Source organism: Algoriphagus faecimaris, from assembly GCF_900101705.1.
Taxonomy (GTDB): domain Bacteria; phylum Bacteroidota; class Bacteroidia; order Cytophagales; family Cyclobacteriaceae; genus Algoriphagus; species Algoriphagus faecimaris.
Genome location: NZ_FNAC01000011.1, coordinates 61,407 through 74,826, shown reverse-complemented (window position 1 = coordinate 74,826; position 13,420 = coordinate 61,407). Strand labels below are relative to the sequence as shown.

The window sequence follows — 13,420 nt, the reverse complement described above, 5'->3', positions numbered from 1 at the left end:
AGTCAAAGGGCCTTTGCGGGTTCTTTGACTTCACTTTTTATACTTTTTGTTGCTAGAATCAAGAGAGAAATCGCCAATACAAAAAGCAAAGCAGCGATTACTGAAAGCACATAAACTTGTTCCTGGAAATTTTTCCAAGCAAAAAGTCCTAACGAAACCAAGGTAACGGTAAACATGAAAAACATAGGAATGGTCACGAAGAGTGCATTTTCTTTTTTTCGTATCATCCAAACGGCAATGGTCAGCAAAGCTAAAGCTGCCAAAAGCTGATTGGCAGAACCAAAAATCGGCCAAAGGGTAGTGAATTCTCCCGAGGCGAGCAGCAGCACGGAAAAAACCATGACAAGCCCAGTGGAAATAAACCGATTATTGGAAATTAATTTTGCCGAAGGTTGTGAAACATCCTCAAAATACTCCTGCACCGTAAATCTCGCCAACCGGGTGCAAGTATCTAGGGTAGTCAAGGCAAAAGCAGAAACAGTCAAGGCGACAAATCCCACGGCAAATTGTTCGGAGATACCCAGGGTGGCAATCATACCTCCTAGTCCCGTAGAAAAAAGTGCAACGGGCCCTTCTACTCCCAGTCTATCCAGGTACTCACTTTTAGTCAAAACAACTACAGCTCCTACGGAGATGATGGCCAAAAAGGATTCGATCAGCATGCCCCCAAAACCCACCACTTTAGCGTCAGATTCTTTATCCAACTGCTTGGAGGTGGTTCCAGATGCCACCAGTGAATGAAAGCCGCTGATCGCTCCACAGGCGATGGTTACAAAAAGAACAGGAAAAATATAGCCCAGATTTTCTGAGGAAAAGGTGATTTCATTTCCCATTTTGATTTCAGGATTAGCAATGAATACTCCCACTATCGCCGCGATCATCATCCCATAAAGCAAGAAGCTATTTAAATAGTCTCGAGGCTGAAGGAGTAAACTTACCGGCGTCACGGAAGCAATAAATGCATAAGCTAAGAGCAAAAGAATCCAAACCTTGTAGTCTAATACAAAGGGCATTTGCATCCCCAAGTAGACAAAATAGTACATCAGAAGAACCCCTACTACAGTAATGACAATAAATGCTAGTTTTTTATTTCCGAATACACGGTTGACAATCCCAAATACCACCGCTAAAGCAATAAAAAGTATGGAGGCCGAGGCTACCCCCGGATTGCTGACAAAAGTCTTAGCAATAATATCTGCAAACACTCCAATGACTAAAATCAAAGTAGAGAAACTGAAGATGACAAATAATTGCTTTCCCCTCAGTCCGATCTGATTTCGGATAATTACTCCGATAGACTTTCCTTCTGTTTTCAGCGATGCGGCCATACTCCCCAAATCATGTACAGCACCAAAAAATATTCCCCCTACCAAAATCCAAATTACCGCAGGAATCCAGCCAAAAGTCACAGCGATAATGGGCCCGACGATCGGTCCTGCACCTGCGATAGAGGCAAAATGATGACCCAAAACCACAATAGGCTTGCTCGGTTCGTAATCGACACCATCTCTGAGCGCATGGGAGGGAGCGGGGTTTTTATCAGAAAGTCCAAATTTCCGATAGACAAACGAGCCATATATTCTATAAGCTAAATATAAAATCACGGCTGAGCTCAGTAAGAGAATGGGCAGGTTCATCTGTTTGGGTTTGGAATTTTAGAGGTCTACAAAATGAAATTCAATCGCTTCCTCCAAAATTAGAATAATTCTCAACGTAGTAAAATCTCTCTATCTATTTAGAGAAAGTATGAGGTCTTTTCATATTCAGTAGCCTTCATAAAGTCGAATCCATTTTATTTAATGGAATTATGGTCTAAATTTGTACTCTTTGACTCGTCAAAAAAAATCAAAAAAAACTCAATATGGCTTGGTTTAAAAGAACTGATAAAGGGATTAAAACCTCAACAGCAGAGAAGAAAGATGCGCCGGATGGACTGTGGTATAAGACTCCCAACGGCAATATCATTCATACTCGAGAGCTTAAAAACAACGCGTTTGTATGTCCTGATGATGACTTTCACGTTAAGATAGGCTCCAAAGAGTATTTTGAAATTCTTTTTGACAACAATAAATTCACGGAACTGGATAAGGATATGAAGTCCGGTGACCCACTCAAGTTTTCCGATACCAAACCCTACACTTCGAGGATCACAGCTACCATCGAAAAGACCGATTTGAACGACGCAGTAAGGACTGCCCACGGTAAAATGAACGGTTTAGAAATTGTGGTTGCTTGTATGGATTTCAATTTCATCGGTGGTTCTATGGGTTCCGTCGTCGGGGAGAAAATCGCTAGAGCAATAGACTATTCTTTAAAGCATAAAGTGCCCTTCTTGATGATTTCGAAATCAGGGGGTGCCCGTATGATGGAGGCAGGTTTTTCGCTGATGCAAATGGCAAAAACCTCCGCTAAGCTGGCGCTTTTAGATCAAGCGGCTATACCCTACATCTCTTTACTTACCGATCCTACCACAGGAGGGGTGACTGCTTCCTATGCTATGTTGGGCGATTTTAATATCGCTGAGCCAGGAGCATTGATCGGGTTTGCTGGACCTCGAGTGATTCGTGAGACTATTGGCAAAGATTTGCCTAAAGGTTTTCAGAGTTCAGAATTTGTATTGGAACACGGATTCTTGGATTTCATCATCGATAGACGGCAGTTGAAAAACAGGTTGAGCACTTTGTTAAACCTCTTGAACAATTAATCAGTTATTCTATAAAAATCTAGATGCCAATCAGGTCAAATTTGATCCTTATTTTGGTCTCTTTTACTGATTAATAAATATATTTGTGCTCCCAATGAAGGGATTTAATCCTTACGAAAAGTAAAAACTAAAATTTCATGGGTTCTGTAATTATTACATCCATAGTAGCATTTACCGTAATTATCTTGCTACTCGTATTTATTCTCCTTTTTGCCCAATCTAAATTGGTTAATTCTGGAGATGTGAAAATCATTATCAATGGTGACGAGAGTAGCCCACTTGTTACAGCTGCAGGTACTACACTTCTTTCTACCTTGGGTAATCAGAAGATTTTCCTTCCTTCGGCTTGTGGCGGTGGAGGAACTTGCGCCATGTGTAAGTGTGTGGTCGAAGAAGGTGGCGGAGAAGTGCTGCCTACAGAAGTTGGTCACCTCAGTAGAGCCGAGCAGCAAGGAAATGTACGATTGGCTTGCCAGGTTAAGGTAAAGCAAGACATGAAAATCCGGGTACCAGATGAGATCTTTGGTATCAAAAAGTGGGATTGTGAAGTCATCTCAAACTATAACGTATCGACTTTTATCAAGGAATTTAAAGTAAAACTTCCTGAAGGGGAAACTCTCGACTTTGAATCCGGTGGATATATTCAGATTGACGTACCTGTCATAACAGTTAACTTCAAGGATATGGATATTACTCCACATCCTGAGCTGGGACACCCTGCCGACGTGTATCAAAGCGATTGGGATAAATTTGGTCTTTGGGATCTTGTCATGAAAAACGATGAGGAACTTTTCCGAGCGTATTCTATGGCTAATCATCCTGCCGAAGGTAATATTGTAATGCTCACCATCCGTATCGCTACTCCACCATGGGACAGAGCTAATAACAAATGGATGGATGTCAATCCAGGAGTTTGTTCGTCCTATGTCTTCTCAAGAAAACCTGGAGATAAAGTGACCATTTCCGGACCTTATGGAGAATTCCATATCAACCCGACAGAAAGAGAAATGATTTATATCGGTGGGGGTGCAGGAATGGCTCCATTGAGATCTCATATTTTCCATTTATTCCATACAGAAAAGACTGGCAGAAAAGTGTCTTATTGGTACGGAGGACGATCCAAAAAGGAACTCTTCTATACTCCTCACTTCAGAGATATCGAGAAGGATTTTCCTAATTTCCAATTTAATATCGGGCTTTCAGAACCACTTCCTGAAGACAATTGGAAAATCAAAAAGTCTTTGGATGATAAAGAAGGTGATGGATATGTAGGTTTCATTCACCAAGTATTATATGACAATTATCTTAAGGATCATCCGGAGCCAGACGAGGTGGAATATTACCTTTGCGGTCCTCCTTTGATGAATGCTGCAGTTCTCAAAATGTTGGATGATCTAGGAATTCCACAAGAGAACATTAGATTCGATGATTTTGGAGGTTAATCTCCACTAAAAATCCCGCTTCGGCGGGATTTTTTTATTTCTTGGTCGGTTTTTGATTATTTTTACCTCATATCCACACCCGCATATGAGTATATCTACCTTTTTTGAGCCCGTAGCAGATTTTCTTTGGCAGAAAAAATTTCCTGACAACTCCTTCTTCAAGCAGATTCATTGGTATGGGGAGGAGTTTCCTGACCTGAAAGGTATCCAAATTGCCCTAGTGGGCCTAAAAGAGGATAGAGGAATAAAAAAAGGAGAGAGTATCGTCCGTTCCGCATCTGAAATTAGAGAGAAGCTTTATGATTTAAAAAAAGGAATAGGCTCTTATCGCATTGCTGATTTGGGAGATTTGATTCCCGGAGATACACTTCAAGAAACGTATGAGCGAATCCAGAAAGTAGGGGAATACCTGATGAAAAATCAAATCCTTCCCATCTACTTTGGTGGAACGCACGATTTGGACTACGGCCAATACCTTTCCTATCAAAAGATGAAAAAATTGGTCAGTTTGTTGACCGTAGATGCCAAAGTGGATATGGAGGAATCTGGAGAAGCTGCTGATCAACATACCCAGGAAATCATTCTTCATCAGCCGAATTTTCTTTTTTCATACACACATATTGCCTACCAAAGTTTTCTAGTAGATCCCTCTCTAGTTAATGTGATGGAGAAGTTATACTTTGATCACATGCGTCTAGGGATTGTTCGCAAGGAATTTAAAGAGATAGAACCCATGATCCGAAATGCGGATTTGTTGAGTTTTGATCTTTGTGCTATTCAGTCCGCAGATGCTCCGGGAGTTGTGGATGCTCAGCCTTTTGGGTTGACCGCGCAGGAAGCTTGTCAGATTTGTTGGTTTGCCGGGATGAACGAAAAATTGAGCTCCTTAGGATTATATGGTTATGAGCCCTATTTTGATGATAGCCACAATAAAACTGCAAAGGTAGCGGCAGTGATGATTTGGTATTTTATTGAGGGATTTTATGCCCGAAAGGATAGTCTTTCATTTAAAAGCAGTGACTACATCAAGTATACAGTCTCTATGGATACTAAGCCTAATACTTTGGTATTTTATAAAAGTAAAAAAAGCGGTAAATGGTGGATGGAAATCCCCCATAATGAGACAGAAAAGTTTGACCGAATCAGTACTGTGCCTTGTAGCTATTCGGATTATCAAACAGCCCAAAAAGGTGAGATTCCTGAGCGTTGGATCAACGCTCAAATAAAGTTGCTTTGATGAAAACTTATTCCAAGCAGCAGCTTGCTCTTCGCAATGGGCAGGATCGTCCCGAGATCTGGATTGCCTTTGAGGGCATAATTTACGATGTCAGCCATTCCAAATTGTGGCGCAATGGAAAGCATTATGAGCACTGGGCTGGGCAAGATCTTACCGAAGAACTTGAGGATGCTCCTCACAGCAGCAAGGTGTTTGAGCGGTTGAATGCCGTAGGAAAATTAGAGAATTTATGATATTGATAGCAGATAGTGGTTCGAGTAAAACTGACTGGCGAGTAATTCACCGCGATGGAACAATCTCTCAACATAGGGGAGTAGGCTTTAATCCCTACTATCAAACGTCAGAAGAAATGGCTCTTCAGATGCGAGATGACTTTTTACTCCAATTGGAAAATGAGATCGAACAAATCTTTTATTACGGCGCAGGCTGTTCAGCACCTGAGCGAAAGGCCGAAGTGTCTCAGGCGCTAGGGACTATTTTTTCAAAAGCGAGTATAGAAATAGATCACGATCTCTCTGCCGCTGCTCATGCTACTTGTGGTCATGAGGCTGGCATCGCTTGTATTTTAGGAACAGGATCAAATAGTTGCGATTACGACGGTGAAAAAATCATTGATTCTAGGCCGGCACCCGGATATATTTTAGGAGATGAAGGAGGAGGAGGATATGTAGGGAGAAAATTTCTAAGAGATTTCATCAATGATGAAATGCCAAAAGAAATTAGATCTGAAGTTCTAGAGCGTTTCCATTTGACTCGGGAGGTTATTCAGGACCATGTCTATCGTCAACCCTTTCCCAATCGTTATATGGCAAGTTTTTGCCGTTTTATTACCGAGCATAGTTCAAATCCCTATTGTTATAAACTTTTCTATGACTCGTTTCAGGAGTTTTTCTCCAAGCACGTATGTAAGTATCAAGATTTTGAAAAGAAACCCGTGAATTTTGTAGGCTCCATAGCTCATTACAATTCAACTATTCTACGGAAAGCGGCTACCGACAGAGGCTTACATGTCCAATTAGTCATCGAAAGCCCTATTGCAGGATTGACCCTTTATCATCAGGAAAAATTATGAAAATAACAGAAAGCACCTCCCACTACGATAACCTTGAGCTCATGTCCGTGCAGGAGCTTTTGCAAAACATCAACCTAGAAGATCATCGTGTACCTGAAGCTGTAAAGGAGCTAATTCCTGTTATCAGTTCCTTGGTTAAGGAAATTGTTCCTCGAATGCATGAGGGGGGCCGATTGTTTTATATTGGAGCAGGGACCTCCGGAAGACTAGGCATTCTCGATGCCTCTGAGTGCCCACCCACCTATGGTGTACCGCATGATTGGGTGATCGGCTTGATTGCAGGAGGAGATGAAGCTATTCGTAAAGCAGTGGAAAATGCCGAAGATGATGAGAATCAAGCCTGGAAAGATATTTCGGAATATGGTTTCAATGAAAAAGATACGGTAATAGGTATTGCGGCTTCCGGGACCACTCCTTATGTCATCGGAGGGGTAAAAGATGCAAAGGATAAAGGACTATTAACTGCCTGCATCACATGCAATCCCAATTCACCGCTGGGTAAAGAAGTAGCCTATCCGATAGAGGTAGTGGTAGGTCCTGAGTTTGTGACGGGAAGTACCCGGATGAAAGCTGGCACAGCTCAGAAGTTGGTGCTGAACATGATTTCTACTGCAGTCATGATTAAGCTTGGCCGAGTCAAAGGAAATAAAATGGTGGATATGCAGCTTTCCAACGCCAAATTAATCAATAGAGGAACAAAAATGATCATGGAGGCCACCGGCCTCAATGAGCGAGAAGCTAGAGCTTTGCTTCTTTCAGAAGGCTCAGTCAGGAAGGCTACAGAGTATTTTTATAAGCATAAGTGATTTTTTGGATTGATGAGCAAATTCCAATAATTGGTTGTACCTTTGCAGCCCAATTAAGGACTTGAGATACAAGTTCTTATTTTACAAATCTTAATACAGCAGTGATGTTGCATACTCTATGAAAAAAGACAATTCAAAAAGACCATTTTTTAGCTCAAAAACTGATTCAGAAGAATCAAAGGGCTATTCTAAATCCAACCCATCCAGTAAAGACGATCAAAGACGTTCACCCAAAAAATTTGATCCAAAGAATGATGGCAAAAGATCTTCTGGTCCCCGTAACTGGAAGCAGGATGAAAACCGAGATAGAAAAGGTAGATTCCAAAAGGATGAAGAAAGTAAATTTCCAAAGAGGACTCTTAAGCCTAGACCGGATTTTGCTAAAGACGAAAAGCCCAAAAAGTTCGAAAAGAAGTTTGACAAAGCTGAGCGAAGGGATGAAAGAGAACCTCAAAAGCGCACCTATTTAGGAAGAGGAAAGGATCAAAAACCAATTTTTGGCGAAAAGGAGCAAGCTCATAAATCGAGTGCCCCTGCCAAAAAAGGCTTTGGTAAGAATAGGCCAAAGGCTCCTATTATGGACAGCGATAGGCCTGATTATAACTTTGACGCTTTACCTTCTAAAAAGTCTAAGGCTGAGGCGAATGAAGAAATTCGACTGAATAAATACATTGCCAATTCTGGAATCTGTAGCAGAAGAGAGGCAGATGAATTGATCAGTAAAGGTTTGGTAAGTGTAAATAATGAGGTGATTACCGAACTGGGTTATAAAGTAAAAAAATCAGATCGTGTAGTTTACAATGGTAAGCGAATCAATCCTGAAAAGCCTGTTTATCTGCTTTTGAATAAGCCTAAGGATTTTATTACCACCACAGATGATCCTATGGATAGAAAGACGGTGATGAATCTTGTTGGGAATGCCTGCGAGGAGCGGATTTTTCCAGTGGGTCGATTAGATCGAAATACCACAGGTCTTCTACTATTTACTAACGATGGGGAATTGGCTGCAAAACTTTCTCACCCATCCAATGAGATTAAAAAGATTTATCAAGTCACACTGGATAAGCCGCTAACCAAAAAAGACGAAGAGGCGATTTTGGAAGGATTGACGCTGGAGGATGGTCCCGCAAATGTGGATGATATGCAGGTTTTGTCTAAGGATAGGACCATTCTTGGTTTGGAAATTCATATCGGTAGAAACCGCATCGTCCGTCGGATTTTTGCTCACTTGGGCTATGATGTGACTGCACTTGACCGTGTGATGTTTGCTGGACTAGATAAGAAGGATTTGAAAAGGGGACATTATCGGTTTTTATCGGAGAAGGAAGTGATCAAACTGAAGTTCTTTATCTAATAATCAAAAAGCTCCTTAATGGGGCTTTTTTTATGCGAGCTACTAATACACGAATTTTTTCTTGTTTTTGTCTGCCTAGATTTGTGTCCTCAAACCTGAAATTATTTAATAGAAAAATGTTTAAGCTAAAGCTTCCATCCATCTCGGAATTGCTTATTGGAATGGTCCAAAGCACCATTCCTAATCAAAAATTGTAATTTGTGAATTCCTGGCGAAAAAAATTATTTACTCGCCCCTGTTCGTGTCTTCACGAACAAGAAAATTCAGATGGGTAGTCTAGTGGTCTGTGAGACATGGGCCACGGAGAAGTATCCTATACCTGTAGTCCCAAAAAAAAATGCCACCTAATCATAAATGACCTGCTGAGGAAGCAGTGGCAAAATATTTTCATTTTCCATCCGCCTCCGGTCTTCTGTCTTTCTTCTATTCTCCGATCTCTCACCCTCTACTCCCTTGTCAATTTGATCACACAAAACCTTTTAAATACTGAGCGAGATCTTTTTTTGTCATAATTCCTCCTTTGCGCCAGAGGATTTTTCCTCTTTTGAACAGCGCATAATGGGGAATAGACCTTACTGCAAATTGCTGGGCAAGCTGTGGGTGCTTTTCCACATCGATTTTGAGGAGTTTGATCTTGCCTTCATAGGAATCAATCACCTCCTCGACCACCGGATTCATGGTTTGACAGGGTCCACACCAGTCTGCATAGAAGTCTACAAACAAGAGCTCCTGACTTTTGCTGAGTAGCTCTTTGAAGTTCTTTTTAGCCATACTTTAAAATAAAAAAAACCGGCTAAATAACCGGTTTTTTAATATGATTTTGATAGTTTAATTAATTGCTTCCAGCAGGAGGAGTTGGCATTTGTACGCCAAGTTTCGCCAAGACCAATTCAGTAAATTTATCTTCTTCCTTGGTGTATAGAAGGATAGGCGCCTGACCTGCAGTTTCAGCAAATACGTGAGTGTAATTGTTTTCTGCGGCTACTGCATTGATTGCATTGATCACCTTAGTCTGAACTGGCTCAAGTAGCTCTTGCAGTTTTCTCTGATAGCTGGTAGAAGCATCTTGATCATACTTCTGTAGATCTTGCTGTAATTTGGTTAATTCTTGCTCTTTGGCAGCTCTAGCTTCTTCAGTCATCGAAGCAGCTGCTTGCTGATAAGATTGTACCTGTCTTTCGAAGTCACCGGCTTTGGTTTGTATACTGGCCTGAAGTTGGGCCTGATAGTCCTGAAGATCAGCACCAATCTGCTCCATTTCTGGCATAAGATCCATGATAAACTCTACATTGGTATAGCCAATTTTTACTTCTTGCGCTTGGGCGACAAATCCTACGCAAAGCATTGCGATTGCGGAAAGGATAACTTTTGCTTTCATATGAATTTAATTTAAATTTTAATAGCTATTTGTAATCTCGCAAAGCTACTGAACATCAATTTGAATTTTTCAGCCTTATGCTCAATTTCATTCTTCTTTAGTTGTTTCTTAATTACTGTCTTCGATTCCTAATTCATCCAGCACAAACTCTGAATAATCGTGCCGGGGGTCTGTATAGATAATCCCAGAGGGTACTGAGGCTTTATCAAACAGAAGAGCCAAATTATTTTTGCGGGATACTCTTTCTATAGCATCGTATATTTTCGACTGTAAGGGCTGAAGTAGCTCTGCCTGTTTTTGAAAATATTGTCCATCTATACCGAATATCCGACTATTAAACACTTGAGAGGCTTTCTCTTTTTCTTTGATTTCTCGAAGACGGGTTTGATACATTTCTTCGGTCAGTAATACTTCTTCTGCCTTGAGCTGTACATACATCTCCTTGATTTCTTTATCCAAACTTTGTGCCTCTTTCGTCCAAGCGTCGCTCAGATTTTGAAGCTCCTGCTGCACTACTTTGTAGTCGGGATGCTTGTTTAATATAAACTCCGAATCTATGTATCCGAACTTTTGTGCTGTCAGCGTACCTGAAATCAGCATAAAGAGCAACAAAAGTACAATTTTTGGCGATTTATTCATGTGCTTGTCTTATTAAGATTTGATTCTGTAAAACGATTCAAATCGTAGAAAATTTTGACATAAATTAACCAAATCCTTTCGCTTTTCAAGCTTATCTAAACTGTTGCCCGATGGTAAAGTGGAATTGTGCTCCACTACGTTGAGTCGTACCAGGTATAGCATCAAATCCATATCCCCAATCGACTCCAAGTAAACCAAAGGCAGGCATAAAGATTCTAGCACCTAAACCTGCAGATTTTTTCAAATCATAAGGGTTAAAGTCACGATAGGATCCCCAGTTGTTTCCCGCTTCTGCAAATCCCAAAAGGAAGATGGTAGCAGAAGGGTTAGGAGATACCAAGAATCTCAATTCCATCACGTATTTGTTGTACACGATACCTCCAAACGGATCAGGATTTTCCGTTCCTCTTGTTTCTCTACCTGGAGTGATGGATTGGTTTTCATAGCCACGGAGACCGATGATTTCTTGGCCGAGAGCAAAGTTGTTAAAGGTCATACCATCACCTCCCATTACAAATCGCTCCAGTGGGATCATACCTATTCGCTGTCCATAGGATCCCAGGAAGCCCATGTGTGCCCTAGCACTAGCTACGAATTTATTGGATCCAAAGAGCGGAGTGTAAACGCTGGCATCAAACATCCACTTGTGGTATTCGAGCCATTTGTACTTTTCCTCATCGGGGGTTTCGCTGGAAATATTCTGATTTAAAGAAGAGTAAGGTGGCGTCAACGAGGTGGATAGGGTAAAGCTAGAACCGAATCTTGGATATATCGGGCTATCCACGTTGTTTCTCGAAATGGTATTATTGAAGGTTAAGCTATTAGACTTTCCAGTGGGGTAGCTCAAACCAAAGGAAGTACCAAACTGATCGAATTCATAAATCTGGAATTGGATAGAGTTACTTATGCTGAAGTAATCATCAGGCCAGGTAACTCTTCGTGCCAAGCCTAATGTAGCTCCCGTAATCTTAAAGAAGCCTAGCTCGTTTCCAAAATTGTTTTGATTGAAGAAGTCTACTTGCCGTTGTACAGAGTGGTTAAAGCTAAAACTCAGTGCATTTGGTTTTTTACCTCCAAACCATGGTTCTGTTAGGGATACGGAGTAGTTTTGGAAGGATCGGCCATTGGCTTGAACTCTTAAGGATAGCTTCTGACCGTCACCGACAGGAAGTGGATCCCATTTGTCAAAGTTGCCTATATTTTTCAGTGAGAAGTTATTGAAGACTAGTCCTACCGTACCGACGAACCCAAAGAATCCGCCCCATCCTCCGGAGAGTTCGATTTGGTCATTAGGTCGCTCTTCCAGCTCAAAGGTGATATCCACCGTAGCCGCTTCGAAATTAGGCCTCAGGTCTGGATTGATTTTTTCAGGATCAAAATAACCTAGCTGAGAAAGTTCCCTGATGGTTCTTACGAGATCTTTTCTACTGAATTTTTGTCCGGGAAGGATTCGGATTTCCCGCATGACTACATGGTCTGAGGTCCGTTCGTTACCCTTGATTCTTACTGAATTCACCGTTACCTGTGGGCCTTCAAATATCCGCATCTCCAAGTCGATCGAGTCGCCCATGACATTGACCTCTACTGGATCTATGTTAAAAAAGAGGTATCCGTCATCCTGGTACAAAGAACTCACATCGTCTCCTCTTTGGGGATCATAGTTCAGCCGCTTATCCAGTTTCTCTTTGTTATAGACATCGCCTTTTTGGATGCCCAATCGAGCCAATAGGATTTCATCAGGATGAATGAAGTTTCCTTCGAAAGTGATATTTCTATAGAAGTATTTTCGCCCTTCCTCCAGTTCTAGATCAATATTGATTTTCTCTTCACTGTAATCATAGACAGAGTCTTCTAGGATTTTGACATCTCTAAAGCCTTGACTTTGGTAGAAGCTGATGACATTTTCCTTATCGTTTCTGTATTCCTTTGGAATGTATTTCGATCCGTTAAAGAAATTGAGCTTAAAGTTTTTATTGATGTAGGTTTTCACATCATTTTGAGAGACAGAGTCGGTGTAAAGCGCAGCTTGGGCAATATCACTAGGCGTGGCCGCCGTGAGTCTCGAATAGACATCTCTAAACACTGCAACACGAGCATGCTCTTTTGTCTTCTTTAACTTCTTCTTAACTCTTGAGTCTGAGATTTCATCATTTCCAAAAACTCGAATTTCGTTGATTTTGACTTTGGTTTTGGGGTCAATATCAAATCGTAATTTCACCGAATTGGGTAAGGTGGTATCTCTTACCTGCACGATTTTCACGTCGGTATTCAAAAAGCCTTTATCCAGAAAATATTTTTCGATATTCCGCTGTGCCGTGTTCATGACATCCTCACGGACTACTCTACCTCTGATGTTTACTTTGTCGCGAAGTTCGCCTTCTTGTGTCTTATTGACTCCGGTAAACTCTACCCTAGAAAATCTGGGACGTTCTGTTAGGTCAAGCAACAAATAGATGTCTTCTCCCTCAATTTTGGTCACTAGGATTTTTACATCGCCGATGATTCCCTGTCCCCATAATTTTTTCAAGGCAGAGGAAATTGCATCACCGGGCACTTCGATCCGGTCATCCACTTTAAGGCCTGAAAGAGAAATGATGGCAGTTTCATCCAAGGTGGACAAACCGACTGCTTTGATTTCAGCGATTCTAAAAGTTTGTGGTTTGGAGTAGTTTAGCTCCAAAATATCCACGGGTCTGGGAGAAGTATAGCGGCTTTGGCCGAGGCGAATTTGCGCCACGGCTGCCGTTGTCCAAATCAGACAAAACAGGATCAATAAACTTCTTTTCAT

12 protein-coding genes are annotated in these 13,420 nt (G+C 41.3%); 7 read left to right on the top strand and 5 right to left on the bottom strand.

Translation table 11 applies throughout. The features are described 5' to 3' along the window. Positions 1 to 2: 2 nt before the first annotated feature. Positions 3 to 1,637 (bottom strand): carbon starvation CstA family protein, encoded by a 1,635-nt coding sequence (locus tag BLQ57_RS07765; RefSeq protein WP_087938748.1) that lies wholly within the window; start codon positions 1,635 to 1,637, stop codon positions 3 to 5. Between the two features lie 224 nt (positions 1,638 to 1,861). Here BLQ57_RS07765 and accD point away from each other — a divergent pair, with 224 nt between their 5' ends. The 7 genes from accD to BLQ57_RS07730 all read left to right on the top strand — a co-directional run bounded on the left by accD (position 1,862) and on the right by BLQ57_RS07730 (position 8,615). Beyond that, entirely contained in the window at positions 1,862 to 2,704 is an 843-nt protein-coding gene (gene accD / locus BLQ57_RS07760) for an acetyl-CoA carboxylase, carboxyltransferase subunit beta (RefSeq protein ID WP_087938749.1), read from the top strand. A gap of 137 nt (positions 2,705 to 2,841) precedes the next feature. Then, positions 2,842 to 4,146 (top strand): NADH:ubiquinone reductase (Na(+)-transporting) subunit F, encoded by a 1,305-nt coding sequence (gene nqrF / locus BLQ57_RS07755; protein WP_087938750.1) that lies wholly within the window; start codon positions 2,842 to 2,844, stop codon positions 4,144 to 4,146. A gap of 85 nt (positions 4,147 to 4,231) precedes the next feature. Continuing rightward, on the top strand, positions 4,232 to 5,383 hold the full coding sequence (locus BLQ57_RS07750) for a formimidoylglutamase (RefSeq protein WP_087938751.1): 1,152 nt from the start codon (positions 4,232 to 4,234) through the stop codon (positions 5,381 to 5,383). Beyond that, the gene (locus BLQ57_RS07745; protein WP_087938752.1) at positions 5,383 to 5,616 is read left to right on the top strand and encodes a cytochrome b5 domain-containing protein; all 234 of its coding nucleotides are present in this window, start codon (positions 5,383 to 5,385) and stop codon (positions 5,614 to 5,616) included. The genes BLQ57_RS07750 and BLQ57_RS07745 overlap by 1 nt, the downstream gene beginning before the upstream one ends. Further along, a complete protein-coding gene (locus BLQ57_RS07740) occupies positions 5,613 to 6,455 on the top strand; it encodes an N-acetylglucosamine kinase (RefSeq protein ID WP_087938753.1) in 843 nt (280 codons plus the stop codon). The genes BLQ57_RS07745 and BLQ57_RS07740 overlap by 4 nt, the downstream gene beginning before the upstream one ends. After that, a complete protein-coding gene (gene murQ / locus BLQ57_RS07735) occupies positions 6,452 to 7,261 on the top strand; it encodes an N-acetylmuramic acid 6-phosphate etherase (RefSeq protein WP_087938754.1) in 810 nt (269 codons plus the stop codon). The genes BLQ57_RS07740 and murQ overlap by 4 nt, the downstream gene beginning before the upstream one ends. 118 nt (positions 7,262 to 7,379) lie before the next feature. Continuing rightward, complete coding sequence (locus BLQ57_RS07730) at positions 7,380 to 8,615, top strand: pseudouridine synthase (protein ID WP_087938755.1); 1,236 nt, start codon at positions 7,380 to 7,382, stop codon at positions 8,613 to 8,615. A gap of 465 nt (positions 8,616 to 9,080) precedes the next feature. Here the strand turns inward: BLQ57_RS07730 and trxA are convergent, their stop codons facing one another. The 4 genes from trxA to BLQ57_RS07705 all read right to left on the bottom strand — a co-directional run bounded on the left by trxA (position 9,081) and on the right by BLQ57_RS07705 (position 13,420). Then, positions 9,081 to 9,386: a thioredoxin gene (gene trxA, locus BLQ57_RS07720; protein WP_087938757.1), complete on the bottom strand. Its 306-nt coding sequence runs from the start codon at positions 9,384 to 9,386 to the stop codon at positions 9,081 to 9,083. A 61-nt stretch (positions 9,387 to 9,447) separates the two neighbouring features. After that, positions 9,448 to 9,993 (bottom strand): OmpH/Skp family outer membrane protein, encoded by a 546-nt coding sequence (locus BLQ57_RS07715; RefSeq protein ID WP_087938758.1) that lies wholly within the window; start codon positions 9,991 to 9,993, stop codon positions 9,448 to 9,450. Between the two features lie 108 nt (positions 9,994 to 10,101). After that, the gene (locus BLQ57_RS07710; RefSeq protein ID WP_087938759.1) at positions 10,102 to 10,632 is read right to left on the bottom strand and encodes an OmpH/Skp family outer membrane protein; all 531 of its coding nucleotides are present in this window, start codon (positions 10,630 to 10,632) and stop codon (positions 10,102 to 10,104) included. Between the two features lie 91 nt (positions 10,633 to 10,723). Further along, positions 10,724 to 13,420, bottom strand: coding sequence for a BamA/OMP85 family outer membrane protein (locus BLQ57_RS07705; RefSeq protein WP_087938760.1), 2,697 nt, complete (start codon positions 13,418 to 13,420; stop codon positions 10,724 to 10,726).